19 protein-coding genes are annotated in these 25,493 nt (G+C 73.7%); 7 read left to right on the forward strand and 12 right to left on the reverse strand.

Annotation, left to right across the window (positions count from 1 at the left end):
- Nucleotides 1-48: 48 nt before the first annotated feature.
- Nucleotides 49-1,659: a DUF6351 family protein gene (locus ACFTWP_RS35990; RefSeq protein WP_380269273.1), complete on the reverse strand. Its 1,611-nt coding sequence runs from the start codon at nt 1,657-1,659 to the stop codon at nt 49-51.
- A 960-nt stretch (nt 1,660-2,619) separates the two neighbouring features.
- On the opposite strand from ACFTWP_RS35990, the gene ACFTWP_RS35995 reads away from it, so the two are divergent.
- Both ACFTWP_RS35995 and ACFTWP_RS36000 read left to right on the forward strand, forming a co-directional pair.
- Complete coding sequence (locus ACFTWP_RS35995; protein ID WP_380269274.1) at nt 2,620-4,254, forward strand: ABC-F family ATP-binding cassette domain-containing protein; 1,635 nt, start codon at nt 2,620-2,622, stop codon at nt 4,252-4,254.
- A 562-nt stretch (nt 4,255-4,816) separates the two neighbouring features.
- Nucleotides 4,817-5,395 carry a hypothetical protein gene (locus tag ACFTWP_RS36000; RefSeq protein ID WP_380269275.1) on the forward strand — a complete coding sequence of 193 codons (579 nt, stop codon included), beginning with the start codon at nt 4,817-4,819 and terminating at the stop codon, nt 5,393-5,395.
- Nucleotides 5,396-5,519: 124 nt separating this feature from the next.
- Here ACFTWP_RS36000 and ACFTWP_RS36005 read toward each other — a convergent pair whose 3' ends face one another.
- The 3 genes from ACFTWP_RS36005 to ACFTWP_RS36015 all read right to left on the reverse strand — a co-directional run bounded on the left by ACFTWP_RS36005 (nt 5,520) and on the right by ACFTWP_RS36015 (nt 10,663).
- Complete coding sequence (locus ACFTWP_RS36005) at nt 5,520-8,291, reverse strand: AAA family ATPase (protein WP_380269276.1); 2,772 nt, start codon at nt 8,289-8,291, stop codon at nt 5,520-5,522.
- 480 nt (nt 8,292-8,771) lie between these two features.
- A complete protein-coding gene (locus tag ACFTWP_RS36010; protein ID WP_380269277.1) occupies nt 8,772-9,200 on the reverse strand; it encodes a hypothetical protein in 429 nt (142 codons plus the stop codon).
- 593 nt (nt 9,201-9,793) lie between these two features.
- Nucleotides 9,794-10,663, reverse strand: a complete 870-nt coding sequence (locus tag ACFTWP_RS36015) for a Bax inhibitor-1/YccA family protein (RefSeq protein WP_380269278.1) — start codon at nt 10,661-10,663, stop codon at nt 9,794-9,796.
- Between the two features lie 757 nt (nt 10,664-11,420).
- On the opposite strand from ACFTWP_RS36015, the gene ACFTWP_RS36020 reads away from it, so the two are divergent.
- Both ACFTWP_RS36020 and ACFTWP_RS36025 read left to right on the forward strand, forming a co-directional pair.
- The gene (locus ACFTWP_RS36020; RefSeq protein WP_380269279.1) at nt 11,421-12,269 is read left to right on the forward strand and encodes an alpha/beta fold hydrolase; all 849 of its coding nucleotides are present in this window, start codon (nt 11,421-11,423) and stop codon (nt 12,267-12,269) included.
- A 131-nt stretch (nt 12,270-12,400) separates the two neighbouring features.
- Nucleotides 12,401-13,237 (forward strand): alpha/beta fold hydrolase, encoded by an 837-nt coding sequence (locus ACFTWP_RS36025; RefSeq protein ID WP_380269280.1) that lies wholly within the window; start codon nt 12,401-12,403, stop codon nt 13,235-13,237.
- A gap of 117 nt (nt 13,238-13,354) precedes the next feature.
- Here ACFTWP_RS36025 and ACFTWP_RS36030 read toward each other — a convergent pair whose 3' ends face one another.
- Nucleotides 13,355-13,984, reverse strand: a complete 630-nt coding sequence (locus tag ACFTWP_RS36030; protein ID WP_380269281.1) for an HAD-IA family hydrolase — start codon at nt 13,982-13,984, stop codon at nt 13,355-13,357.
- Between the two features lie 290 nt (nt 13,985-14,274).
- Between ACFTWP_RS36030 and ACFTWP_RS36035 the strand changes: the two genes are divergently transcribed.
- Nucleotides 14,275-14,466 carry a hypothetical protein gene (locus ACFTWP_RS36035; protein ID WP_380269283.1) on the forward strand — a complete coding sequence of 64 codons (192 nt, stop codon included), beginning with the start codon at nt 14,275-14,277 and terminating at the stop codon, nt 14,464-14,466.
- Nucleotides 14,467-14,717: 251 nt separating this feature from the next.
- Here the strand turns inward: ACFTWP_RS36035 and ACFTWP_RS36040 are convergent, their stop codons facing one another.
- Nucleotides 14,718-16,448: a ricin-type beta-trefoil lectin domain protein gene (locus ACFTWP_RS36040; RefSeq protein WP_380269284.1), complete on the reverse strand. Its 1,731-nt coding sequence runs from the start codon at nt 16,446-16,448 to the stop codon at nt 14,718-14,720.
- Between the two features lie 362 nt (nt 16,449-16,810).
- Here ACFTWP_RS36040 and ACFTWP_RS36045 point away from each other — a divergent pair, with 362 nt between their 5' ends.
- Nucleotides 16,811-18,418, forward strand: coding sequence for a carboxylesterase/lipase family protein (locus ACFTWP_RS36045; RefSeq protein WP_380269285.1), 1,608 nt, complete (start codon nt 16,811-16,813; stop codon nt 18,416-18,418).
- Between the two features lie 85 nt (nt 18,419-18,503).
- On the opposite strand, the gene ACFTWP_RS36050 is transcribed toward ACFTWP_RS36045, so the two are convergent.
- The 5 genes from ACFTWP_RS36050 to ACFTWP_RS36070 form a co-directional block, all read right to left on the reverse strand.
- Complete coding sequence (locus tag ACFTWP_RS36050; protein WP_380269286.1) at nt 18,504-19,127, reverse strand: nuclear transport factor 2 family protein; 624 nt, start codon at nt 19,125-19,127, stop codon at nt 18,504-18,506.
- A complete protein-coding gene (locus ACFTWP_RS36055; protein ID WP_380269287.1) occupies nt 19,124-20,200 on the reverse strand; it encodes an amidohydrolase family protein in 1,077 nt (358 codons plus the stop codon). The genes ACFTWP_RS36050 and ACFTWP_RS36055 overlap by 4 nt, the downstream gene beginning before the upstream one ends.
- 46 nt (nt 20,201-20,246) lie before the next feature.
- Nucleotides 20,247-20,567: a hypothetical protein gene (locus ACFTWP_RS36060; RefSeq protein ID WP_380269288.1), complete on the reverse strand. Its 321-nt coding sequence runs from the start codon at nt 20,565-20,567 to the stop codon at nt 20,247-20,249.
- Between the two features lie 19 nt (nt 20,568-20,586).
- On the reverse strand, nt 20,587-22,185 hold the full coding sequence (locus ACFTWP_RS36065) for an FAD-dependent monooxygenase (protein ID WP_380269289.1): 1,599 nt from the start codon (nt 22,183-22,185) through the stop codon (nt 20,587-20,589).
- 273 nt (nt 22,186-22,458) lie between these two features.
- On the reverse strand, nt 22,459-23,265 hold the full coding sequence (locus ACFTWP_RS36070; protein ID WP_380269290.1) for an IclR family transcriptional regulator: 807 nt from the start codon (nt 23,263-23,265) through the stop codon (nt 22,459-22,461).
- A gap of 125 nt (nt 23,266-23,390) precedes the next feature.
- Between ACFTWP_RS36070 and ACFTWP_RS36075 the strand changes: the two genes are divergently transcribed.
- Nucleotides 23,391-24,113, forward strand: a complete 723-nt coding sequence (locus ACFTWP_RS36075) for a GntR family transcriptional regulator (RefSeq protein WP_380269291.1) — start codon at nt 23,391-23,393, stop codon at nt 24,111-24,113.
- Nucleotides 24,114-24,126: 13 nt separating this feature from the next.
- Here the strand turns inward: ACFTWP_RS36075 and ACFTWP_RS36080 are convergent, their stop codons facing one another.
- On the reverse strand, nt 24,127-25,434 hold the full coding sequence (locus tag ACFTWP_RS36080; RefSeq protein ID WP_380269292.1) for an MFS transporter: 1,308 nt from the start codon (nt 25,432-25,434) through the stop codon (nt 24,127-24,129).
- Nucleotides 25,435-25,493 lie beyond the last annotated feature (59 nt).

A 25,493-nucleotide genomic window follows, 5' to 3' on the forward strand; every position in this document is an offset into this window, starting at 1 on the left:
GACCGCACCCCCTCCAGGGGTGCGGTCCGCGGCTGCGGCCGTGTCGGTTCAGTGGCCCGAGGCGGGGCTGCAGCGGAAGCTGGCCGCGTCGGCGATGTCACCACCCTGGTAGCGCGAGACCGACGGGTAGGCGCACAGGTTCCGGCTGACGGTAGCGCCGGAGGCCGTGGTCAGTGTGGCCGCAAGCGTCTTCGGGGCCTTGCCGTGCTCGACCCAGGCGGTCAGGGCCGCCAGGCCGCTGTTCTGGCCGTTGAGGCCGCAGTGGGCGGTGCCCGGCGCGAGGAAGAGGCGGTAGAAGTCGTCGGTCTTCTTCGCGCCGCCCATCCGCTGCTCGACCTGCTGACGGTACTTCACGGTGCCGTCGGTGGGGATGTACTGGTCGGCGGTGCCGTGGTAGGTGAGGAGCTTGCCGCCGGCCTTGCGGAAGGCGGACAGGTCCGGGTCGTCCGTCCCGATGATCTTGTCGTACTCGTTCTGCGACTGCTTGAAGAGCTGGGCGAACTGGCTGTAGGTGATGGTTGAGACGTCGAACGCGGGCTGCTTCTTCAGCCACGTCGACACCCACTCGGCCGGGACCGGGAACGGCGTGCCCACGGGCTTGCCGTCGGTCCCCGTCGTCGTGCCCGCGAGGCCGCTCAGGTCCGCTCCGACCGGGACGCCGGACCACAGCTTCCTGCCCGACGCGGTGCGCGGGCCGTCCCAGATCCGGCGGACCACCTCGGCGTCGTCCGCGGTGATCGTCAGCTGCCTGCCCTCGCAGTCGACGACGGTGCCGATCAGCCGGCGCGGGTCGTAGCCGCACCGGTCGGGGTCGGCCACCAGGCCGTCCCTGACGCCGTCGTCCGCGTCGCAGGCCTGGACGGCCGCGTCGGTGAAGGCCTTGAACTCGCAGCCGGTCGGGTACGTCTTCTGCTCGTTCATCACCACCTGCGGCCACAGGGTGGCGACCTCGAACTCGTCCCAGTTGACGGCGGGGGCGTTGGCGAGGATGCCGTCGTAGTCCTCCGGGTACGACTGGGCCTCCGCGTAGCCCTGCCGCCCGCCGGTCGAACAGCCGGTGAAGTAGGAGTAGGAGACCGCGCGGCCGTAGTGGCCGGCGATGACCTGCTTGGCGAGGACCGCCGCCTCGTGCTGGGAGCGCGAGGCGAAGTTCTGCAGCAGCCCGGTGTCGACCTTGCCGTCGGCGTCCAGGGCCCAGCTCGCGTCGATGTAGGTACTGACGCCCGCGTCGGTGGTGGCGGCGGCGTAGCCGCCCTTGACCGCGGCGGCCAGGTCGGTGCCGTAGTCGCCGGCGGCGTAGGCGCTGCCGCCCACCGACTGCAGCCGGCCGTTCCAGCTCTGCTGCGGCAACCAGACCCGGACGTGGGCGTGGTCGCCCTGGCCCGGGTGGGTGAGGGTGATCGTGACGTCGCAGAAGGCCGGGACGTCGGGGATGTGCACCGCGGGCAGCGGGAAGACGGCGGGCACCTCGAAGGTGCCGGCGGCACGGGCGACCGCGGTGACGCTCTCCACCCGGGTTCCGGCCGGGGCCTTCACCGCGGGGCTGACGCAGCTGTAGGCGGTGGCAGCGGGGTCGCCCGCGGCCGCCGAGGCGCTCGGCGCGTAGATGGCGGCGGCCAGGGGTACTCCGGCTGCGAAGACCGTCAGAAGTCGTTTCATCGATGTGCCGTCCAAGGTAGTGGGGTCGGTTCGGTCCGCCGGGGCACGTCGGTGCGTGCGTCCGGGACGGGTGGGGTGGGCCCGGTGCCGGCGGGACTGCCGGAGGTGGGCCGCGGTTGCGGGGTGCGCTCGACCGGGATCGGCGCCGTGCGGTCCGCTGCTGACGGGATCCAGCCTGGCCCGGTACGGGGGAGCGCACATCAGTCACTTGACGGCGGCGGTACCCCGCGCCGGGTGGTGGCCCGCCACCGTGGCCGGGCCCGGGCCGTGGCGACGAAAGCACAGGTCGTCGCGGTGACGTCGGCAGGATGACGGCCCGGTACGCGGACCCGTCGTGGCCGCGTGACCGGTCGTGCCCTAGGTCATTCGACGGTCCCGGCCCGCCAGCGGGTCGCGCGGCGCGCGGCGTACGTCGAAGGTGCCCGGCGGCATCCACCGGCCCACCGGTGTTCCCCGGCCGCGCCGGTCGTGTTCGTCCGCCATGTCCTCCCCCCTCCGGCCCCGCGCCGTCCGGTCCCGCGGTGTTCGGTCCCGCACTGTTCGGATCGCGCGGGGACCCGCGGAACGTCCAGGTCCACACACCTGCCCACATGGACACGTGTGCCACGAGCTTCGCAGAACCTTCGGAATAACCGGTCTGAACGGTTACGATACTGGCATCCGGCCTACCCCTCGTCAAGGCACCCCACCCCCGGCGGAGCCGCGGGAGGCCGACACACCGCAGCACCCCGCGCAGCAGGTGTCACCGGAACGGGACTGCTAAGCTGGTGTGCGGCAGACCTTCCGACGAACGACGTGGGGCAGACATGACGGGCGACGACGACATCTCCGGGTGAGATCCGGCCCTGAGGCCGTCGACGGGTGCCGGGCACCCACGGCGACGGCCCGCTTCGTCGTACCCATGTCCCTGCCTGCACGGGGCCGAGCCGACTTCGCCCCGCTCACCCTCGGGTTGATCTCATGTCCGATGCATCCATCGTCTGCTCCCGCCTGTCCTTTTCCTGGACCGACGGCACTCCCGTCTTCCAGGACCTCTCCTTCGCCGTCGGCGCCGGCCGCACCGGCCTCGTCGCGCCCAACGGCTCGGGCAAGACCACGCTCTTCAAACTGCTCACGGGTGAACTGACGCCCACCGCCGGGTCGGTGACGGTCAGCGGTACGGTCGCCTACCTGCCGCAGGACCTGCCGCTGAGCGCGGACCGCACGGTCGCCGACGTCCTCGGCGTCGCCGAGGTGATCCGCGCCCTGGACGCGGTGGAGTCCGGCGACGTCGCCGAGGAGCACTTCACCGCCATCGGCGACGACTGGGACGTCGAGGAGCGCTGCCTGGCCCAGTTGGACCGGCTCGGCCTGGGCGGCGTCCGCCTCGACCGGCGGCTGGGCACGCTCAGCGGCGGCCAGATCGTGCAGCTCGGTCTCGCGGCCCAGCTGCTCAGGAGTCCCGACGTGCTGCTGCTCGACGAACCCACCAACAACCTCGACCTGTCGGCCCGCCGCCGGCTCCACGACGTGCTGGAGGACTTCTCCGGCTGCCTGCTGCTGATCAGCCACGACCGCGTGCTACTCGACCGGATGGACCGGATCGCCGAACTCGAACCTGGCGAACTACGCGTGTACGGCGGCGACTTCACCGCGTACGAGCAGGCCGTGCAGGCCGGGCGCGAGGTCGCGGAGAAGAACGCCCGCAACGCCGAGCAGGATCTGAAGCGGGAGAAGCGGGAGATGCAGCAGGCCCGCGAACGCGCCGAACGCCGGGCCGGCAACGCCTCCCGCAACCTCAAGAACGCCGGGCTGCCGCGCATCTTCGCCGGGACCATGAAGCGGGGCGCCCAGGAGTCGGCGGGCCGCTCGGGCCAGTTGCACGCCGCCCGGGTCGGCGACGCCAGGGCCCGGCTCGACCGGGCGGAGCGCGCGCTGCGCGAGGACCAGCGCCTGACCCTGGACCTGTCCGGCACCCGGGTGCCGACCGGACGCGACCTCTTCGTCGGCGAGAGCGTGCAGGTCCTGCGCGGCGGTGCTCCGCTGTTCGCGGGCGACGGGATCGACCTGAGTGTCCGAGGGCCCGAGCGGATCGCCCTGGTCGGTGCCAACGGGGTGGGGAAGACCACCCTGCTGCGCCTGCTCGTGGGCGATCTGGCCCCGGACGGCGGGCGGATCAGGCGCTCGGAGGGCCGCGCGGCCTATCTGTCCCAGCGGCTGGACCTGTTGGACCAGGACCTCAGCGTCGCGGACAACTTCGCCGCGGCGGTGCCCGACCTGCCGGCGCCCGACCGGATGAACCTGCTCGCCGGCTTCCTCTTCCGCGGGGCCCGCGCGCACCTCCCCGTCCGGGCGCTGTCCGGGGGCGAGCGGCTGCGTGCCACCCTGGCCTGCGTGCTGTGCGGCGAGCCCGCCCCCCAGTTGCTGCTGCTCGACGAGCCGACCAACAACCTCGATCTGGTCAGCGTCGGGCAACTCGAAAGCGCTCTCAACTCCTACCAGGGGGCCTTCGTCGTGGTCAGCCACGACGAACGGTTCCTGGCCGGCATCGGGGTGGACCGGTGGCTGCGGCTGGCGGACGGAACCCTGACGGAGACGGCGCCGCCCGCGATGTGAGCGCCGGCCGCGAACGCCACACCCGGGGCCGCGGGACGCGCCCCGGGTGTGGCGACCGGGACAGCGCTGCTGGAACACGTCGTCCGCGTCCGGGCCATGCGGGCACGCGAATCGCCGAGGCACACCCCTGACGCTCGGATCACCTGTCAGAACGGTGACATGGTGGTGTGATCGGCGGGCCTTCCCGTCGCCTCGCCCCTACCTGGCCAGTGGGCGGCTCCGGACGGGTGCCGGCAGGTCCCGTGCGGGCCGAGTGCCCCCGCCCTTCAGCCCCGAAGCCGCCTGCTCCGGCACCCGGGGCCGCCCGGGGTCCAGCCGGGCCCCGGGGTCCCGCACACCGGCACGGGCGACCGGGAGATGTGCCAGGATGGTCGCCGCCGACGATTCACCGACACACCTCGGGGCAGGTACCCGGGGAGGCGGTGCTCGGGACGGTACGGCGGTACGGTGGCGAACCACGTTCCTGACGTGCTCACCGTCTCGACACCCGTCCAGGTGTCCTGGACCTCGGCATGGAGACATGCGCAGCAGCACCATCCAATGTACGGAGGAGTGACCGGTTGTGATCGACCAATCAGCCGCCACGCTCCGATCGCGGTACGTCGCACAGGCCGCGTCGGATCTGGAGGAGAACCGCCGCCGACAGCAGGACTTGACCCGGCAACTCAAGTCGCTGCAGCAGGAGGAGGCGCTCCTGATCGACATCATGACACTGGCCGAGCACTACCAGGACGGCGCGGAGCCCTCCCCCCTCCCGGAGCAGGCCCAGGACGAGCCGGTATCCGCCCGGCCGCAGCGGCGCACCAAGGCCGTGCCCGGCACGGCGGACCCGCGTCCGGCTGCCCCGCGTCCGGCTGCCGCGCGGGCCGGCGAGAAGGGGAAGGCCCAGCGGCCGCTGCTGGGGGACATCCTCCTGGAGCTGCTCGCCGGGTACCGCGAGCCGCGTCTGGCGAAGGACCTGCGCGACGAGTTGATGGCGAAGCACCCGGCTCGGGAGCCGACCCCGCAGGTCGTGCGGAACACCCTGGAGTCGCTGGTCGCGAAGGGTCAGGTGCGGCGTCACAAGGAGGACCGTTCGGTGACGTACACCCTGGACGGCGCCGCCCGCCGGGCCCTGGCTTCCGGCGGCGCGGCCGGCTAGCGGCTCCCGGGGGCGGGTGCCCGGGGAGATGCGGTGCTCTCCGCGCTCCCCTCGGGCTCCGCTGCGCTCCGAGCCCTGCGGGCGGGCCCGGAGCCCTGCGGGCGGCGAGTTCCCCGGACCCCGCCTACGAACCCGCTCCGGCGTCGTCCGGAATCGCCGCCAGCGCGTCGCGCAGGGCCGCGCGCGAGGAGATGCCCAGTTTCGGGAACACCCGGTACAGGTGGGAGCTGACGGTGCGCGGGGACAGGTGTGTCCGCTCCCCGATCTCCTTGTTGGTCAGACCGCGGGCGGCGAGGTCGGCGATCCGGTGCTCCTGCCAGGTCAGCGTCGCCGGGTGGGTGGAGCGGTGCGGCGCGGGCGCCCCGCAGGCGCGCAGTTCGGCGTGGGCCCGGTCGGCCCAGGCCCGGGCGCCGAGCTGTTCGAAGGCTTCGGCGGCCTGTCCGAGCAGCTGCCGTGCGGCCCTGGGGCCCTGGCTGTGGCGCAGCCGGCCGCCGTGCGCGAGGCGGATGCGTGCCCGTTCGAAGGGGAAGTCCGCGGCGCCGGGATGTGTCTCGGCCCGCTGGAACAGCTCGGCGGCCCGGTCGTTGTCCTCGGTCGTCATGGCGAGCACCCCGAAGGTGACCAGGGCGAGGCGGGGTGAGACGTCCGGCAGGTGCGCCGCCTGCGCCGCCAGGGCGTGGTCGCGGGCTTCCCGGGCCCGGCCGGTGTGCAGGGCGGCTTCGACCAGGTCCAGCAGGGTGCGGGGGGCCTGGTGCGCGCCCGGTTCGAACGTGCCGGGCCGGGTGATGCCGGTCGCGCAGCGGTAGGCGCTCTCGTAGTCCCCTTCGCTCAGGGCGGCGGCCGTGGCCACGGCCTCGGCGACCTGGGTCAGGAAGCCGATCCTGCGGGGGCGGGCCCAGCGGTCGACGACGGCCTGCAGCTCGCGGGCCCGGTCCAGGTCGCCGCGCAGGGCGGCGAGGAGGGCCAGGTAGGCCCGGCTCTGGTGGGCGAACAGCACGTTGCCGTGCGCCGTGGTCAGTTCCAGCACGCGCCGTCCCGTCTCCTCGCCCGCCTCCCAGTCACCGGAGGCGATCTGGTCGAGCATGATCAGGTGCAGCATGGTCATGCCGTTCACCACGGCTCCGGCCAGCAGTTCGCGCTCGACACTGCGGGCGAGATGCGTCCGGTGGTCGCCCAACGTGTCGACGTGGTAGGCGGCGACGCCCAGCCGGGTGATGTCCCACGGGTCCAGGTGCGGGAAGGCGGCGTACGCCGCGGCGACGCGCTCGTGGACGCCGCGGCCCCGGCGGACCACGTCGCTCCAGGCGTCCTGGTAGATCCGCGACATCGGAGGGACCAGGTCGCCCAGGGAGTCCAGCAGCCGGTGGGTCCGCTGCCAGGCGTCGCTGTCGCCGGCGTACTGGCTGATGGCCAGCAGGAGGTTGACGAGCCTGGTGAGTTCCTCGTCCGGCTCGGCCGTCCCGCTGTCACGCCTGCGCTCGACGGCCGCCGTCAGCTGGCGGTGCGAGGAGCGCACGTCGCCGTCCTCGTAGAGCGCGGCGTAGGCGGAGACCAGGACCGAGGCCGCCGATTCGCTCTCGGCCGGCCCGCGGTCGGTGTCGAGGAGCCGCTGGGCCCGGTCGAGCAGTCCGGCGTGCCCGGCCACGAACGCCGCGTTCGCCAGCCGACGGGACCGGTCCTCGCGGGTCTCGCTCAGCTCCGCCGCGCGGGTCAGCCAGGTCACCGCGGCGGCCGCGCCGCCTCGCCGGGTCGCCGACGCGGCCGCCTCCTGCAGCGCCGCGGCGACCCCCTCGTCCGGGTCGACGGTGGCGGCGGCCAGGTGGGTGGCCCGGCGCTCGACGTCGTTGCGGTGCACCTGCGCCAGGGTGCCGTGGGCGGCCCGGCGGGCGTTCGGGGCGGCCGAGCGAACGACCGTCGAGCGCACCAGGGGGTGCCGGAACACGAATTCCCCGCTGCCCGGGTCCAGGTCCAGCAGGCCTGCCGCCACCGCCTCGTCCACGTCCCGCATGCGGTAGCGCGCGGAACCCGGCAGGCCGGTCACCGCACCGGCGTTGACGCCGTCCAGCGCTCCGAGCAGGAGTTCCGCGCGCAGGGCCGGTGCGAGCGCCGCGATGCGCGCGCCGTACACCTGCTGGAACCGGTCGAGCAGGGGGACGAGCCCGTACCCGGACAGCATGTCGAAGGTGTGCTCGGCGGTGTTGGCGCTGAGGTAGGGCGGGAGTTCCAGCAGCGCGAGGGGGTTCCCCTGGGCCTCCTCCAGGACCCGTCGGCGGACCTTCGGGTCCAGGTGCGGATGACGTGTGTCCAGCAGGTGGGTCGCGGCGGGCTCCGCCAGCGGTGGCACCGGAAGGACCGGCAGGGCGGCCGTCTCGAAGCCCGAGGACCCCTCGGGACGCATGGCGACCAGCAGCTTCACGGTGCCGCCGGCGAGACGACGTCCCACGAAGCCGCAGACCGCGGTGCTGGCCGCGTCGAACCACTGGCCGTCGTCGAGGACGAGCAGCAGGCGCTCCTGCGCGGCCGCGACCGTGACCAGGTCCAGGACCGCGGTGCCCAGCGTCATGACGGACGGGGCCTGCGCGCTGCTCCGCCCGAACACCACGTCGAAGGCGACCCGGTGGACGCCGTCCAACTGCTCGGCGTACCCGAGCAGCGGATGGAGCAGTTGGTGCAGGCCGGCGAAGGGCAGATTCGCCTCGGCCTCGACACCGACCGCCCGGACCACCCGGACGCCGGCGCCCGCCGCCCGCTCGGCGACGTGCTTCAGCAAGGCGCTCTTCCCCACGCCCGTCTCGCCCCTGACCACGAGGGCCTGGCCCCCGGGTGAGGTGACGAACGAGGAGAGAACCGACTCCTCCGCTTCCCGGCCCACGATGGGCGACGCGAGCGACTCCACCTCCTGCTCCCTTCCCCGCACGGGCCGGGGTGCGCCCCGGACCTTCGGATACTGCGACCGCCTGCTGCGGGACGCCCGGTCGAGGCGTGCCTCCCGCTCCCCCGGCTCCGGACGGACGGACGTGTGCGGAGCGGCCGGCCGGGACCGCTCCCGGGGGGACGGCCCCGGCGGGACGGCCCGGACGGCCGCAGCAGGAGGATCGCTCTTACCGGCCCAACCCTCCTACGCGGCGCCGCATCAGGACCAGGCGGCAGACAGGCGGTTGGCAGGCAGTTTCCCCCTCCGCCGGGACAACCTACCCGGAACACGTGTGAGCTGACCAGCCCGGCACCGTGGGCAGACATGTGCCTGTCCGGCCCCTCCGTCCGCTGCTCCGCCGGTTCTCACCGGTTCTCCGTCGACTCCCAGAGGAGTGACGGCGCTCCTCGGCGCCTCACATGTGTGTCTGGATGTGCCACACAGCAGGCGGGCGGCGGTCGCTCACCTCGCCCGCAGCGGCCCGGCGAGGGACTTGCGCAGGGCTGCGGGAGCGACGACCGGGAGCAGCGAGGCGAGGATCCTTCCCTTGAGCGCCTGAGGTCGTCGCGTCAGTTCCACGTCGACGCGGGTGCCGTCGCCTTCCGGGGTCATCCGGAAGACCCAGCCGCCGCCGGCACCGAAGAGCTTCGAGTCGAGCGTCGTGACCGTGACGGTGTCGCCGTCAGGGGCCCAGTCGTAGCGGGCCCGCTCCCAGGCCGCGGCGGTTCCCTCGGTCACCTCGGCCCAGTCGGCACCCAGGTCGTGGACCGTGAAGTGTTCGGCGTCGATCGTGGACCAGGCCTGGGGGCGGGAGGGGCCGAAGTCGGTGAGTACCTCCCGTACGGCCGACGGGCTCAGCGCGGAGACGAGGTGGATACGGACGACTGCCATGGTGGACCTTCCCCAGGAACGAGTAACCGCTTTGACAGGTGATGAGATTTCCATGGGCAGCCATCACCTGTCAAGACGGTTACGCGTGTCGCTCTCCCGCCTCCGAGACACCGCAGCCCCGGAGGGGGCCGCCCGAGGCAACCAGGGCGCCGTCAGAATCCGCACCCACCGTCGCCGCCGGTCGGCGAGGAGCGCAGCCAGCAGGCGTCCGGCGGCGGGGATGCCGGCAGGTACCCCGCGAGGAGCCAGGCCACGGTGGCGGCTCCGGCGAACTCCGCCGGGGCATGCGACCCCGTACTGCGGGCGAGCGACTCCGTGAGCACCCCGAACGCCCGAAGCGGCGGGGCAGGCAGGGCCGCGACCCTCGTAGCGGCGCGCGACGGCGCGGGGCGTGACGGCGTGGGACGCGACCGCTCGGGGCGCGACCGCTCGGACTCGGGCATGGCGTGAGACCTTTCGCAGGGTGCCGCACATCGTGCGGGCCGGCGTGTTTGACGATTCATCAGATCTTCGGGTCCGCTCCGGACCGCCGGGACGTACGGCACGGATGTGCCGTACGTCCCGGCGGACGCGCGGAGCTTCCGGCGGAGGCGTCAGTCGTCACCCCGCAGTAGCGTCAGCACCCGGAGCACCTCCAGGTAGATCCACACCAGGGTCAGGGTGAGTCCGAAGGCGGCCAGCCACGCCTCCTCGCGCGGGGCGCCGTCCGCCACGGCGTCCTCCACCTGCCGGAAGTCCAGGGCCAGGAAGCAGGCACCGAGGACGATCCCGACGACGCCGAACGCGATGCCGAGGCCGCCGCTGTCGAAACCGAGCCCGTTCCCGCCGCCGAAGGCCGAGAAGAGCAGGTCGGCGACGGTCAGCAGGACGAAGCCCGTCGCCGCCGCCAGGACGAAGCCGGAGAACCGGGCGGTGACACGGATCCAGCGCATCCGGTAGGCGATCAGCACGCCGGCGAAGACCGTCAGGGTGCCGAGCACCGCTTGCACGACGACCCCGGGGGCGATGTACGTCGAGGTGACCTCGGACAGCACGCCGACGAAGACGCCCTCGAAAGCCGCGTAGCCGAGGATCAGCGCCGGTGACGGCGAGCGCCTGGACGTCTGCACGAGCGACAGGACGAACGCCACCAGCGCGCAGCCGACGGCGATGGCGTACGAGCGGGCGACGCCGGTCTCGTCCACGGGCAGCAGGGTCCAGGAGAGCACCGCCGCCAGCGCCACCGTACCCAGGCTCGCGGCGGTACGGACCACCACGTCGTCCAGCGTCATGGGCGTACTGCCGGCGGAGACGTCCTCGGCGGGGCCCGGGTCGTCGAACCCCGCGTAGGGGCTCCCGGGGTGGTCGCCGGGCCACTGCGCGCCCGCGGACAGGCCGACGGACCGGGGCCGGGCGGCCTCGGCCCCCCGGGCGTCGATGCGGCTGAATCCCCGCCTGGACAGGATCGGGTTGCTGCTTCTCACGACGTATCTCCTTCTTGTGGTCATGCCGTCGCACGGGTCGTTCGTACCGGCCGGGCCCTCGACCGGTGACGGCGGACGGGACGGGCGGAGGCACGGGACCGGGGACGGGACGGGTGGGCCGGCCCGGGTCGACGGTGCAACCGGCCGGCTCGGCGCAACCGCCGGCGGCGGTACGCGGGGTACGCCGTCCGGCCGGCGCAACCTGGCAGCCACGGCCGTCCGGTGCCCCTCGCGGGAGAGCAACACGTGCTCCTCGCGAGCGGGCGACGAGCCCGGCACCCCCTACTCTCGGCCTCGCACCGCCCTCCCACATCAGTCAGTTGACGGTCAGGTAGGACCGATCCGCCGTGGCACCCGGGAGCCCTGGCATCCACGGTCGGCCCTCGCGACGGCCGGTGGCACGGTGGTGGGACCTACCACGGCAACGGCCCCCACGGCCTCACACCCGTACCCCGCCGAGCCCGATGACGGGTGGCCGGACGCCGGCGGACCCGCCGACACACCCACCGGTGCGCACCCGGGCGGCGCCGCACGGCTCACACCGGTCGCGTGACGTAGGGAGCCCGCGGCGCGGGCACCCGGCAACCGACCGTCATGTGACGGATCCCCGGCCCTCGCCCCGGCAGCGAGGGTGGAGCCCGTCAAGCCCCCTCGATCGCCGCCCGGCGGCCCCGCGGCGCAGCGGTGGGCCGTGCGGCGCACGGTACGAGGCGGCTTCTCTCCTCACACGTCGATCACACCCGGAAGGGGTTCTCCCATGGCAGGTAGCACCAGCTGGCGCAAGCAGTGGTTTCCGAAGGCCGTCGTCCCGATGGTCGCGGCCGGTGTGGCTCTGGGCACGGTCGCCATCGGTGGGTCGGCGAACGCCACCACTCCCACGGTGAGCGTCGAACGGGCCAGGCCCACCATCGTGCTGGAGCACGGCGCGTTCGCCGACGGCTCCAGCTGGAGCAGCGTCATCACACGGCTGCGGGCGGACGGCTACCCGGTGGTCGCCGCCGCGAACCCGCTGCGCGGGCCGGCCGCCGACGCCGCAGTGCTGCGCAGCGTGCTGGACGGCGTCAAGGGGCCCAAGGTCCTCGTGGGGCACTCCTACGGGGGCTCGGTCATCAGCGCCGCCGGCGCGAACGACCCGGACGTCAAGGCCCTGGTCTACGTGGCCGCGTTCCTCCCGGCCCCGGGTGAGACCGCGCTGGAACTCACCGGGAGGTTCCCCGGCTCCACACTCCCGGACGCCCTGAACCCGGTCACCTACACGCCGGCCGGCGGCGCCGCCACCACCGATCTGTACATCCAGGCGGACAAGTTCCGCCACCAGTTCGCCGCCGATGTGCCGGTCGCCCAGGCCGCCGTCATGGCCGCCGCCCAACGGCCCATCGCCCAGAGCGCCCTGGCGGAGAAGGCCACCACCGCCGCCTGGCAGGAGAAGCCGAGCTGGGACATCGTCACCACCCAGGACCTCAACATCCCGGCGGAGGCGCAGCTGTTCATGGCCCGGCGCGCACACTCCCGCATCACCGAGGTGGCCGCCTCGCACTCCGTCGCGGTCTCCCACCCGGCCCTGGTCGCCCGGGTCATCGAGGAAGCGGCCAAGGCCGGCCGCTGACGCGGGCCGCACGACCCAGGACCGGCGGACCGGTGGCGGCCACGCCACACCTACCGCCGCCGGTCGCCCGCCGCATCACCCACCCAACCGCCCGGCACCGTCCGGGATCCGTCCACCGAAGGGACACGCCCATGCCGTACATCACGGTCGGCCGCCAGAACTCCGCCGACATCGACCTGTACTACGAGGACCACGGCGCCGGCCGGCCCGTCGTGCTCATCCACGGCTACCCGCTCAGCGGCCGCTCGTGGGAGAAGCAGGCCGCGGCACTGCTGGAGGCCGGCCACCGCGTCATCACCTACGACCGACGCGGCTTCGGCCGCTCCTCCCAGCCCACCACCGGCTACGACTACGACACCTTCGCCGCCGACCTGCACGCGGTCCTGGAGACGCTGGAGCTGGACGAGGTGGTGCTCGTCGGCTTCTCCATGGGCACCGGCGAGGTCGCCCGCTACGTGGGCACCCACGGCACCTCCCGCGTCGCGCGGGTGGCCTTCCTGGCCTCGCTGGAGCCCTGGCTGCTGCGGACCGAGGAGAACCCCGGCGGTGCGGCACCCGCCGAGTTCTTCCGGAGCGTCTCGCAGGCGGCGGCCGCCGACCGGTACGCCTACTACACGTCGTTCTTCCGGGACTTCTACAACCTGGACGAGCACCTCGGCAGCCGGATCAGCGAGGAGGCCCTGCGGGCCAGTTGGGACGTCGCCGCGAGCGGCGGGGCGCACGCGGCCGCCGCAGCACCGCTGACCTGGTCCACCGACTTCCGCGCCGACATCGCGAAGATCGACGTGCCGGCCCTCATCCTGCACGGCACCGCCGACCGCATCCTGCCCGTCGAGGCCACCGCCCGGCCGTTCCGCACGGCTCTGCCCGCCGCTACCTACGTCGAGGTCGAGGGCGGCCCGCACGGTCTTCTGTGGACGCACGCCGAGGAGGTCAACCAGGCCCTGCTGGCCTTCCTCGCCGCCTGAGCAGGCCCGCCGAGCAAGCGGCCGGGTGAGGTGCGGGGCCCCGTGTCCCGCACCTCACCCGCCGGCCGCCCGGCGCCTGCCGCCGGCCACCGGCTCGGCCGGACCCGGCGGCACCGTTCAGGCCCGGACCGCCAGCGGGATGCCGAGCAGGGCCTCCAGCTCGGCGATCGTCCGGGCCGGCTGCACCGCGTGGACGGTGGCGAAGCCCAGCCCGGCCGCGGGTGGCAGGTAGGACTCCGTGTCGTCGACGAACACGCACTCCTCGGCCGGCAGATCGAGCAGGTCGAGCATCAGGCGGAAGATCTCCGGCTCCGGCTTCCGCAGCCCGTGGTCCTCCGACACCACCACGGCGTCGTACAGGCTCTCCAGCCGGTACCCGTGGTAGAGGTCCCAGGGCGACCGGCCCACCGAGTTGGACAGGATGCCGACCTTGACCCCGGCCCGGCGGGCCGCGGCGGCGGCCTCGATCACCGAGCGCTCCGGACGCAGGTCGGCGAAGATCCGGCCCATCAGGTTGTCGTGCGGCACGCCCAGGCTCCGGCCGGCCGCCTCGTTCCACTCGGTCTGGGTCAGCGTCCCGCGCTCCAGGTCCCGGGTGCGGCGAATCCCCTCGGGGTCCAGGTAGAGCGAGGTCAGGAGCGCACCCTCGGGGAGGCCTTCACGCTGTTCGAACGCGAGCGCGGCGGGCAACAGAGCCGTGGTCAGCACGCCCCCGAAGTCAAGGACGATGCCTTTGCGGAGAGTCATCCTCACACCCTAACGGGGCGGCTTCTGCCGCGGCCTCCGGGGCCGGGCGGCCACACGTATGACACATGTGCGGCATCACCGGGCCCGGCCCGACGGGACACCTCCGGCGGGCGCCCGGGCGTTCCGCGCGGAGCCGTCCGGCCATCGCCGCCCGCACCGGCACTGCCCGCTCAGGCGAAGTGGGCAAGCCCGACGATCCCACTTAGTAACCCTCTTGACTGGTTATTGTTGACGAGGGATGCTGGCTGGGCGAGCGCGGCAATCACCCCCGACGAGAGCGGAGGAGGACCATGAACGACGACGAGGGCACCGAGATCACTGCCGCAGCACGGCGTGCGCGGTTCGCCCGCCTGCCCGACCGCATCCGCTTCGAGGACATGACCGAAGTCAGGGACGTCTCGGAGCACGGGGAGGCGAACCCCTACAACCCCGAACGGTCGTGGACCTTCTACTCGTGCCTTCCCCTGGACCTGGGGCTGTAGGACAAGCGCCTGTCGCCCCGACCGGCGTCCGCGGGCCGGGGGTTCCCACCCGGCACACCCGGACACTCGCGCGACCACTCGTGGCACAGAGGGGCCACAGGTCGTCGAGCGGGCGGGAGGGTGCGCCGGTGTGGGACGTTGCTGCCCCCCACCGGCGCACCGACCGTGCCGGCAACGCAAGGGCTGCCCGCAACCTCGCGGAGGACGACTTCCAGGGCCCCGACCGCGCACGGTCGAGGCCCTGCTGGTTCTCAGGCCAGGGAGAACTTCTGTGCGCCGGAGCCGTTGCAGTCCCAGATCTGCAGTCGGGTGCCGTTCGCGGTGGCCCCCGACGGGGAGTCGATGCACCGGCCGCTGGTCGGGTTCGACAACGAGCCGTCGGCGTTGGCGACCCAGTTCTGGTAGCCGCCGCTGTTGCACGTGGCGAGCTGCAGCTTCGTCCCCGCGGCGCTGTTGCCGCCGGCGATGTCCAGGCACTTGCCGAGGGTCTGCAGGGTCTGGCCGCTCCACGTCCACTTCTGGTCGAGCGCGGTGGCCTGCTGGCAGTCCCAGAGCTGGATCGCGGTGCCGTCGCCGCCGACGTCGTCGCCCGCCACGTCCACGCACTTGCCACCCGGACCGTAGATCGGGGTGCCGATGGCGAACTTCTGCGCGCCGGCACCGTTGCAGTCCCAGATCTGCAGCCGGGTGCCGTTCGCGGTGGCGCCGGACGGGGAGTCGATGCACCGGCCGCTGGCGGGGTTGCGCAGCGAGCCGTCGGACTGCCGCACCCACGACTGGTAGCCGCCGCTGTTGCAGGTGGCGAGTTGCAGCTTCGTCCCCGCGGCGCTGTTGCCGCCGGCGATGTCCAGGCACTTGCCGAGGGTCTGCAGGGTCTGGCCGCTCCAGGTCCAGTGCTGGTCCTTGGCCCCCGACTGGCAGTCCCACAGTTGCACCGCGGCGCCGTCGCCGCCGACGTCGTCACCCGCCACGTCCACGCACTTGCCACCCGGACCGGTGATCGCCTGGCCCGTCACCGAACCGCCGCCACCGCCACCGGAGCCGGGGCCCTTGTTGTACACGGCGAGCGAGTCGATGACCAGCTTGCCGCCGGAGACCGTGGCCGCGTTCGGGCCCCCGCCGAAGGCGTCCGGGAAGCCGCCGCCGATCGCCAGGTCGTAGATGATGAAGAACGGGTGGTCGATCGCGTTGGCCCAGGTCGTGGCGTCCACCTGGCCGGCGTTGACGGTGTAGTAGTTGTTCCCGTCGAGGTAGAACCGGATCTGCTCCGGTGACACCGAGCGGTCGATCTCCGTCGCGTAGTCGTGGAAGCCGGTCTGACAGCCCGCGCACGCGCGTTCGCCGGACCCGATGCCGGTCGACTCGTTGCACGGACCGCCCGGGTTCACCCCGCAGTGGATCGTGCTGAAGACGGAGCTGCGGCCGTTGATGTCCTCCATGATGTCGATCTCGCCGGACTTCGGCCAGGTCACACCGTCGCGCAGGGGTGCGCCGAGCATCCAGAACGCCGGCCAGTAGCCGGCACCGTTGGCGGTGTTGACGTTCGGCTGCTGCAGGACGGACTCGATGCGCACGACTCCGCCCGCCGGGGCGCCGAAGGACGCCGACTGGGTCTCCACGCGCCCGGAGGTCCATCCGCCCCGCGGGTCGGAGCCGGAGTGCAGGGCCTGGAGCACCAGGTGGCCCTGGCCGTCGTAGTAGACGTTCGAGGTGCTGTTGGTCATGGTTTCGATCTCACCGGTGCCGAAGTTGCTGCCCGGCCCGGTGTCGTACTTCCACAGGCCCTGGTCGATGCCGGTCCCGGACGCACCGTTGAAGTCGTCGCTCCAGGTGAGCGAGAAGCCCGACGGTGTCGGGGGCACCGCCGCCTCGACGGTCGCGGTCCCGACGACGGTGGCCGCCACCGTGACCGCGATGACGGGTATCAATGAGAGCGCTCTCTTCCACGCGCGGCGGCGTGGTTGCGCCATGAGAGATGTCATGGATGCATCATGGTGATCGGCCATCCGTTCGACAAGAAGGCCGACACGTTCATCTTCCGGAAGTCCCGCGATCTCGGCCCGGCCCACCGCCCGCCAACTCACCCCGGGCAGCCGTGCTCTGTTCGGACCGCCACCGGCCGCCGACCGAATCGGCGGGCCGCTCACGGCACTTGACCGACGCCGGTCCGCCGTCCGGACGACGCGTCAGCGCAGGCATGCCGCCGGGCCCCGCAGAGCCGTCGCGGAACCGGCGTGCCACTCAATGAGACTGCCCCGAACAGGGTGTCAGCAGTTCTTCTAGTGTCTCAACCCCTGGCCACCACAAGGTTGTTCGCTCGGTGGCCCCACCCTGGGAGTCGTACATGCAACAACGAACACGACGGGTCGGCGTTCCGACCGCGGGTCTGGCACTGTCGCTGGTGACGGCGGCGGCGACACTGAGCCCGACCGCCGCATCGGCGCAGCCGTCGAACGTCGTCGCGACCGACACCGGCCTCGTCCAGGGGGCGGCGCCGGACGCGAACGGCGTGACCGCCTTCAAGGGTCTCCCCTACGCGTCCGCGCCCGTCGGTCCCCTCCGCTGGCAAGCACCCCGGTCGGCGCCGGCCTGGCAGGAGGTGCGTCGGGCGGACGCCTTCGGGCCGGCCTGCTGGGGCACCCAGCAGGCCGGCGCGCCGGCGGTGGCGATGAGCGAGGACTGCCTGACGCTCAACGTCTGGCAGCCGCCCCGACGACTGGGGCCGCCGAAAGCCGTCATGGTGTGGCTGCACGGAGGAGGATTCCAGTTCGGGTCCTCGGCCGATCCCAAGTACGACGGGGCCAGGCTGGCCGCCCAGGGCGTGGAGGTGGTCAGCCTGAACTACCGGCTGGGAGCCTTCGGGTTCCTGGCACGGCCGGAACTCGACCGGGAGGCGGGATCCTCCGGCGACTTCGGCCTGCAGGACCAGATCGCCGCCCTGCGCTGGGTGCAGCGCAACATCGCGGCGTTCGGCGGCGATCCGGGAAACGTCACGCTCTTCGGCCAGTCCGCGGGAGCCCACGCGGTGGGCATGCTGATGTCGTCCCCGCAGACGCACGGCCTGTTCGCGAAGGCCGTCGCCCAGAGCGGGGCCTTCTGGGACAGCGAGTACGGCTCCATCGAGCCGCACGCCACCGCGCTGGCGCAGGGCGCGGCGCTCTCGACGGCGCTGAACGCCCCCACCCTCGCCGACCTGCGCGCCGTACCGGCCGACAGGCTCGCCGCCGCTTCTGGGAGCGCTTTCTTCGCACCCAGCGTCGACGGCCGGGTACTGACCGACTCCCCGGCCGCCGTGTTCGCCCGGGGCGGGCAACGACGCGTCCCGCTGCTCGCCGGGTACACCGGGGCCGAGGACTTCCCGGTCTTCGACGCCCGGGCGCTGCCGCACGCGTCGCCGGAGGAGTTCCGCGCCGCGGCCGAGCGGATGTTCGGCGCGGGCCGCATGGCGGAGTTCGCGAGACTCTACCCGGCGGCCACCCCGGCCGAGGCGGCGGCTCAGGCCCGCCGTCTCGTCGGCGACATGGTGATCTCGGAGCAGAGCTGGGAGTTGCTCGGCCTGCAGCAGCGGACGGGCGGCTCCAACGTGTACGGGTACACGTTCACCTACACGTCCCCGTACTCGCCCGTGCCGGCCCATGTCGCCGACGTGCCGTTCGTCTTCGGCAACCTCCTGCCGCAGTACTTCGCGCCCCAGGCGCCACCCGCCGGCGAGGCCGATCGCGCCTTCTCGGACACGCTGATGGCCTACTGGACCAACTTCGCCGTGCGCGGAGACCCCAACGGGCCGGGTCTGCCGGAGTGGCCGCAGTACGCCGGGCCCGGCTCGAAGGTGATGGAGCTGGACGCCGAGCCGGCCGCGATCGCCGAACCCGACGCGGCACGGCTGGGCTTCCTCGCCTCCTTCCGCAGCGGCGGCCGGTTCCCCGAATCCTGGCAGAGACAAGGGAGTTGACCAATGCCGTACCGGCGCCGGCCCGGGTCACCCACGGGCGGGCGCCGGTACGCGCGGTACGCGAGGACCGGTTCGCGAGGGCCGGTCAGGCCCCGCGCAGCCAGGCGAACAACCGTCGGTAGAGGACGGCGACCTCCTCGGGCCGGTCCTCGCCGTAGAGGTCGTCGCCGACCCGGTAGCCCAGCCGGCCGAACACGTGGGCCAGCATGCGGTAGGGCGGCCGCAGGCCGACCAGGTCCGCCGGGTCCACCCGCAGGCTCGTACCGGGCACGCTCGGTACGAGCACGTCGCGCTCGTACACCGCGTCGAGGGAGTGGATCGACCAGCGGCCGAGGCGGCGCTCGGCGCGGTAGACCAGCCGGGCGTAGGAGGTGAGGTCGACCTGGACGCCGTCCAGGAGGGTGCGCAGCTCGACGGCGGCCGGCAGTTCGACCGCGGCCCGTTGGCCCCGCACGTCCACGACGGGCGGGCAGAGCCGGTGGACGGCGGCGTGGCCGCGGCCGGTCATCCGCCGCGAGCCTGCGGTGAACTCGGCTCCGCTGCCCGCGAACCAGCTGAGCCGCACGGTGGAGTCGGGGGCGAAGCACCCGTCCATCGACTCCCACCAGCCGCGGTCGCGGGCTTGGCGCTCGTGCAGAACCAGTTGGGCGATCTCGGTGATGTCGTTCACGGTGCCGTGGTTCCCTTCGAGCCGGGCGGGGCCCGTCATGCCGGGACGTGCTCGACGCCGCCGCACCAGACGGCGCGGATCGCGCGGGTGGCGCGGATGTCCGCGAGCGGGTCGCCGTCGACGAGCAGCAGGTCGGCGCGCAGGCCCGGCTCGACGGCGCCGCGGTCGGCCAGCCGGAAGTGCCGGGCCGGCAGCACGGTGGCGGCGCGCAGCGCTTCCACGGTGGACAGTCCGGCCTGGACGAGCAGCTCCAGTTCGTGGTGCAGGCTGCTGCCGTGCTCGACGGCGGCGGGCACCCCGGGCTGGGAGTTGGCGTCGGTGCCGGCCAGTACCGGCACGCCGGCCCGGTGCAGCGCGCCGACGCTCTGGACGGCCGCGCCGAACGCCTCGGCCCGGCCGCGGGCGGCGGCGGTTCCCTCCATCATCGCCAGCGTCGGGACGGCCACCCGCCCGTCGGCGGCCATCTGGGCCACGTCCGCGGCCGGCAGCGGCCGGCCGAGCGGGACGTGGGTGATGACGTCGACGCCGGCGTCCAGGGCGAGGGCGTAGGCGCCGGGCGAGGCGGCGTGCGCGACGACGGTCAGGCCGCGCGAGCGGGCGGCTGTCACCAGTGCGGTCACCACCGAAGGGTCCGGGCCGCCCTCGCCCGGCCCCTCCAGCACCACCTTGAGGTAGTCGCTGCCCTCCTCGATCCGGCGGGCGACGAAGCCGGGGGCGTCGGCCGGGTCGAGGAGGGCGGCGGTCTCGGCCAGGCCGGGGATGCGGGAGTGCGGGCCGCCCGGGCCGATGGCGGGGGTGCCGGCGCTGCGGATGTCGGTCAGTCCGGGCAGCCCTCGGAGGGCGGCGAGCCGCTGCGGCGGCCAGGTGGCCATGTCCAGGCCGGTGGTGACGCCGTGGAGGAGGAGCTTCTCCAGGGTGTCCCGGCCGCCGAGGTGGATGTGCGCGTCGATCAGGCCGGGCAGCAGCACCGCGCCGCGGCAGTCCACGGTGCGTGCGCCGGCCGGGTCGGTGCCGATCACCGGGCCGTCGATCACGACGGTGCGCGGCTCGCTCAGCCGCCTGCCGTCGAAGACCCGGACGTCGGTCAGTGCGGTTCGGGTGGGATGTGCCATGGCGTTCCTTCTGGGGCGTCGGGCCGGTTCTGCTGCCGGGCGGCGGTCAGTGCCGGGGCGGGAGTTCGACGATCTCGCAGCCGCCGGCTGCCAGGGTGTCGGCGATGCGGTGGGCGGTGGACGCGTCGAGGCTGAACACCCACCGCCCGGGGATGAGGACCACCCGGTACCGGCCGGCGCGTACGGCGTGTGCCAGGTCGGTGCGTCGCGGGGCCGGGCCGCGGGAGGGGACCCCGTTGTCGAGGTAGACGGCCGGGCGGTGCAGGCCCAGCTTCGTGGCGTGGTTCTCCAGCGCCCGGCGGTGGGCGTCCATCTCCCACTCGTCCCGGGGGTGGCACCGCAGGTAGATCGCGCAGGTGTCGGTCATGACGGTCCTTCCGTTCACGTCAGCCGGTGTGCCCGGTCAGGCGGCGCCACAGCTCCTCGGGCCGCTCGACGTCCGAGCCGCGCCAGGCGACGTGCTGGTCGGGGCGGACGATCACCAACGGCGCGTCGAACAGGTCCGCGGCCCCGGCGAAGGCCAGCTCGGTCAACGGGATGCCGAGCCGCCGGGCGCCATCGGCGATCCGGGCCGCCGCGGGCTCCGTCAGGTCGCCGACGAGGCTGAAGCCGGGCCCGAGCCGGTCGTACAGGGACTCGGTGGGGCCGAGCCAGGTGTGCGGGAGTCGCTCGCCGGGTGCGGCGCCGGGGGTGTAGTGCGCCTCGTCCGGCTCGCGGACCGGGCCGGCGTCGACGATCGGTGAGCCGGCGTAGGAGGTGCCGAGGACCAGGCCGAGGCTGTGGAACTCGCTGTCCTTGCTCCGCCGTACGGCCTCGGCGATCAGCGGGCGGACCTGGGCGAACTCCTCATCGGTGCCGAGCAGGCGCGGGTCGCCGAGTTCGGGGGTCAGGGTGCCCATGTTGCGGGTGGCGGCCTCGATGGTGCCCGCCGCGACCGCGCGCCGCTCGTGCTCGTAGCTGTCGAGCAGCGTGTCGGGGGCCCAGCCCTGCAGCACGGCGGCGAGTTTCCAGCCGACGTTGACGGCGTCGCCGACGCCGGTGTTGAACCCGTGGCCGCCCCACGGCGGATTGAGGTGCGCGGCGTCGCCGGCCAGCAGCACCCGCCCGACGCGGTAGGCGTCGGCGAGTCGCATCCGGGAGTACCAGGGATCGGCGGCGACGACCTCGACGGCGATCTCGCCGGCCTCGTCGCCGATCAGGTTGCGGACCATGCCGACCGGGTCGGCGGCGCCGGCCGTGGCGTCCACGCCGATCCCGATGCACCACCAGGTGCCGTCGAGGTCGAGGCGGCCGAGGAGGCCGGGCTGCTTCGGGTTGAGCACCCAGTACTGGACGGCGTCGCCGTGCGGCACGCGGGCGGCGAGGCCCGGGGCGCGGAAGACGATGTTGTAGTTCGGCCTGCTGTCGTCGTCGCCGTCGAGGCCGATGCCGAGCGTGTGGCGGACCACGCTGCGGGCTCCGTCGCAGCCGACGGCGTACCGCGCGCGCAGGGTGCTCACCGTGCCGTCCTGCGCGCGGACGTCGGCGCTGACGCCGTCGGCGTCCTGCGCCAGGGCGGTGACGGTGGCACCGGTGACGAGGGTGCAGGCGGGCAGGGCCGCGACGCGCTCGCGCAGGACGGATTCGACGAGTGGCTGCGGCACCTGCTGGCCGCCCTCGGCGACGAGTTCGTCGTGCAGGAGGTCGAGCGCGAAGGCGCGGTCGAAGCGGGTGACCTCGCGGTGCAGCAGGGTCGTGCAGAAGACGACCTGGTCGGACCAGGCCTGCGGGAGCGGTGCGCGCTCGCGCAGGACCCCGGCCAGGCCCCAGCGGCGCAGGTGCTCCATGGTGCGGGCGGAGGTGGTCTTGGCGCGGGGGCGGGCCCAGGAGACCTCGGGGCGGCTCTCGACGACCGTCGAGGCCACGCCGTGCGAGGCGAGTTCCAGTGCCGTGGCCAGGCCCACGGGGCCGCCGCCGATGATGAGCACGGGGATCTGGTCGTTCACTGGGCGGTGTTCCGTTCGCTCAGGGTGGGGTGGGGGGTGCCCGGCCGGCGGGCGGTCCGGCGACGTGGACGGCGGCGGGAACGCCTTCGGGTGGTGCGTCCACGGCCGGGCCGCGGCCGGCGGGTGGTGCGTCCACGGCCGGGGCGCGGCCGGCGGGTCCTGCGGCGTCCGTCCGTTCCGGTACGGCCGCGGCCGTGCCCCCATGCTGTCCACCGGGCCGGCGCCCGGGGGCACGGATTCCATTGAGTGGAACGCTTCAGCGGGGCTGCCCGATCAGCGGCGGGCGTCGAGCACGCGCGAGAGGGCGCGCGCGGTCGCCCGGACGGCGGGGGTGAGGGCGCGGACGTCCTCGCCCTGCGGGACGACGACGGAGAGCGCCGCGACCACCGTGTCGTCGGCGTCCCGCACCGGGGCGGCCACCGAGACGACCGGTTCGGGGGTGGCGCGGGTGACGACGGCGTAGCCGTCGCGGCGGACGGCGGCGAGGTCCCTGCGCAGGGCGTTCGGGGCGACCGGCGGCCCGTCGGGGGCGCTCAGGGCGGCCGCGTCGGCGAGGTAGGCGTGCTGGTCGCCGAAGTCGGCATGGGCGAGCAGCACCATGCCGACGCCGGTGGTGTGCAGCGGCAGCCGCCCCCCGATCTCGTACAGGACGGGGCCGGCGGTGTGCGCCGAGAGGCGCTCGACCAGCACGGCCTCGTGGCCCTCGCGGACGGCGAGCAGCACGTGCTGGCGGGTGATCTGGTTGAGGTCCTCCATGAACGGCATCGCCGCCCGGCGCAGTCCGTGCACCTGGGGGGTGAGCAGGGCGATCTCCCACAGTCGCAGCCCGATGACGAACTCGCCGTCGTCAGACCGTTCCAGCACGCCGAGTTTGACGAGCGTGCGGGCGAGGCGCAGGGTGCTGCTCTTGGGGATGCCGGTGAGCCGGCTGAGCTCGCCGAGCCCGATGGAGCGGCGGTGCGCGGAGAACGCGCCCAGCAGGGCGAAGGCGCGCTCGACGACGGGGTCGCCGTGGGCGGGCCGGCGGCCGCGCTCGGACGTGGCGGGGGCCGGTGCGGGCCGGGAGGGGTTCGCGCTCATGGTGTCTCTCCGCAGGTCGGCCCGGGCGGGCGGCAGGCCGGGCCCGGGGTCCGCCGGGTTGCTGCACCGGGCCGGCGGACTTTCGAACATTGTCCCCCTGCGCGGCCGAACCGTAGGGTGTGCGCATGTCGCAGCCTACGAGCGGGGTCACGCGCAGCCAGGACGTCCACCGGCGGCTGCGGGAGGACATCCTGGGCGGCCGGCTGGTGCCCGGGCAGCGGCTGAAGTTCCCCGACCTGTGCCGCGACTACGGCACGAGCGTCGGTGCGGTGCGCGAGGCGCTCGTCCGGCTGACCGGGGAGGGGCTGGTGCGCGCCCAGGCGCACCAGGGGTACACGGTGACGCCGCTCTCCCACGACGACCTGCGCGAGCTGGCGACGGCCCGGGTGGAGATCGAGTCGGTGGTGCTGCGGCTGTCGATGGAGCAGGGCGACACGCAGTGGGAGGCGCGTGCGGTCGCGGCGCACCACGTGCTGCGGCGCACGCCGTTCTTCGGCCCGGACGACCCGGACCACCCGGGGGCGGCCTGGGCGGCGGCGCACGCGGAGTTCCACCTGGCGCTGCTGGCGGGCTGTACCAACCGCCGGCTGCTGGAGACGGCCCGCGGGCTGCGCGAGGAGGCCGAGCTGTACCTGCACTGGTCCGCTCCCTTCGGGGTGGAGAACGACCGTGACCTCGCGGGCGAGCACCGCGCCCTGCTGGAGGCGGTGGTCGACCGCGAGGTCGGGCGGGCGGTGGGGCTGGTCCGCGATCACATCGCCCACACCGCCCGGTTGTTGATCACCTGTGCGCCGGACGATCAGTGGCCTGCTCCCCCGACCCGCGGGGACGGGGAGCCGGTCGGGTGAGCGCCGGCCGCGCTCACGCCTCGGCGGTCAGGCCCGCGGCGGGTTCGGGCCGGCGCCGGCCGGCGGCGCGGCGGGTGGGGATGAAGGCGACCGCGAGCGCACCGAGCAGGGCCGGGGCGACGAAGGCGTAGAAGCCGGCGCTGGGGGAGGCGGACATCGTGGTCACGTACGTCAGGTAGCTCGGGCCGAGGATGGAGCCGATCCGGCCGACGCCGATGACGAAGCCGAGCGCGGTGCCGCGCAGCTCCGGGCCGAAGTAGCGGCCGACCCAGGCGTTGATCAGGTTCTGGGTGCCGAGGGTGCCGATGCCGGCCAGGGCGGACATCGCCAGGATGAGGCCGTGGCCGTGGTGCCGGGTGAGGACGAGCATGGCGACGGCCGCGGCGGCGAAGAGGCCGAGCGCCGCGCTCTTGAGGTGACCGCGGTCGGCGAGCAGCGCGACGACGAGGGTGCCGACGATCGCGCCGCCGTTGAAGGCGATGGTGAACTCCAGCGCGGAGCTGAGGTCGTACCCGGCCTTGATCATGAGGGTGGGCAGCCAGGTGCTGGCCCCGTAGACGAGCACCAGGCCGAGGAGGGCGGCGAGGCAGAACGCGACGACGGCCAGCCGACGGCCGGGGGCGAACAGCGCGGCCCAGCCGCTCTCGGCGGCGACCGCGCCGGGGACGGGGGCGGGGGTGGCGGTGTCCGGTGCCGCGGCGTACGCGGGCCGGTGGGCGGGGACGGCCTTCCAGCACAGCGGGACGAGCAGCAGCGGCACGATGCCGACGAGGAAGAGCGTCTGGAAGTGGACGCCGGGCAGGACCGCGCGGCCGATGCAGGCGACGGCGACGCCGCCGAGCGCGATCCCGGAGAGCGCGACGCCGACGAACAGGGTGCGGCGGCGCGGCGGCGCCCAGTCCACGACCAGGGCGGTGACCAGCGGGGAGAGCGCGCCGACGCCGATGCCGGTGAGGAACCGGCTGAGGCCGAACACGCCCAGGTCCGGGGCGAGGCCGCTCAGCAGCATGCAGAGCGAGATCCAGGCGAGGCAGATCGTGATGGGCAGGCGGCGGCCGCGGGCGTCCCCCATCCGGGCGGTGGCGACGGCGCCGATCGGCATGCCGAGGGCGGTGAGGCTGCCGAGGGTGCCGATGGTCGACGGCGCGATGTGCCAGTGGGGGTCGGAGATCAGCGAGGGGCCGACGGTGCCGAGGATGAAGAGGTCGTAGCCGTCGATGAAGAGGACGATCACGCCGATCAGCAGGACGAGCAGGGACGTCCGGCGGTTCGGGGCGCCGGTGGCTGCTCCGGCCGATGTCTCCGGGGTGGGGGATGTCATGAGTGGGGCCCGTTTTCTTCCGGCCACGACTGTGTGGCGGGTGGGCCGAGGGCATCCGC

The organism is Kitasatospora sp. NPDC057015, from assembly GCF_042673745.1.
In the GTDB taxonomy this organism is placed as follows: Bacteria; Actinomycetota; Actinomycetes; order Streptomycetales; family Streptomycetaceae; genus Kitasatospora.

Coding starts and splice junctions, on each gene's coding strand:
- ACFTWP_RS35990 (WP_380269273.1), bottom strand. CDS start 1,659: ATGAAACGACTTCTGACGGTCTTCGCAGCCGGAGTACCCCTGGCCGCC.
- ACFTWP_RS35995 (WP_380269274.1), top strand. CDS start 2,620: ATGTCCGATGCATCCATCGTCTGCTCCCGCCTGTCCTTTTCCTGGACC.
- ACFTWP_RS36010 (WP_380269277.1), bottom strand. CDS start 9,200: ATGGCAGTCGTCCGTATCCACCTCGTCTCCGCGCTGAGCCCGTCGGCC.
- ACFTWP_RS36020 (WP_380269279.1), top strand. CDS start 11,421: ATGGCAGGTAGCACCAGCTGGCGCAAGCAGTGGTTTCCGAAGGCCGTC.
- ACFTWP_RS36025 (WP_380269280.1), top strand. CDS start 12,401: ATGCCGTACATCACGGTCGGCCGCCAGAACTCCGCCGACATCGACCTG.
- ACFTWP_RS36030 (WP_380269281.1), bottom strand. CDS start 13,984: ATGACTCTCCGCAAAGGCATCGTCCTTGACTTCGGGGGCGTGCTGACC.
- ACFTWP_RS36035 (WP_380269283.1), top strand. CDS start 14,275: ATGAACGACGACGAGGGCACCGAGATCACTGCCGCAGCACGGCGTGCG.
- ACFTWP_RS36040 (WP_380269284.1), bottom strand. CDS start 16,448: ATGACATCTCTCATGGCGCAACCACGCCGCCGCGCGTGGAAGAGAGCG.
- ACFTWP_RS36045 (WP_380269285.1), top strand. CDS start 16,811: ATGCAACAACGAACACGACGGGTCGGCGTTCCGACCGCGGGTCTGGCA.
- ACFTWP_RS36050 (WP_380269286.1), bottom strand. CDS start 19,127: ATGACGGGCCCCGCCCGGCTCGAAGGGAACCACGGCACCGTGAACGAC.
- ACFTWP_RS36055 (WP_380269287.1), bottom strand. CDS start 20,200: ATGGCACATCCCACCCGAACCGCACTGACCGACGTCCGGGTCTTCGAC.
- ACFTWP_RS36060 (WP_380269288.1), bottom strand. CDS start 20,567: ATGACCGACACCTGCGCGATCTACCTGCGGTGCCACCCCCGGGACGAG.
- ACFTWP_RS36070 (WP_380269290.1), bottom strand. CDS start 23,265: ATGAGCGCGAACCCCTCCCGGCCCGCACCGGCCCCCGCCACGTCCGAG.
- ACFTWP_RS36075 (WP_380269291.1), top strand. CDS start 23,391: ATGTCGCAGCCTACGAGCGGGGTCACGCGCAGCCAGGACGTCCACCGG.
- ACFTWP_RS36080 (WP_380269292.1), bottom strand. CDS start 25,434: ATGACATCCCCCACCCCGGAGACATCGGCCGGAGCAGCCACCGGCGCC.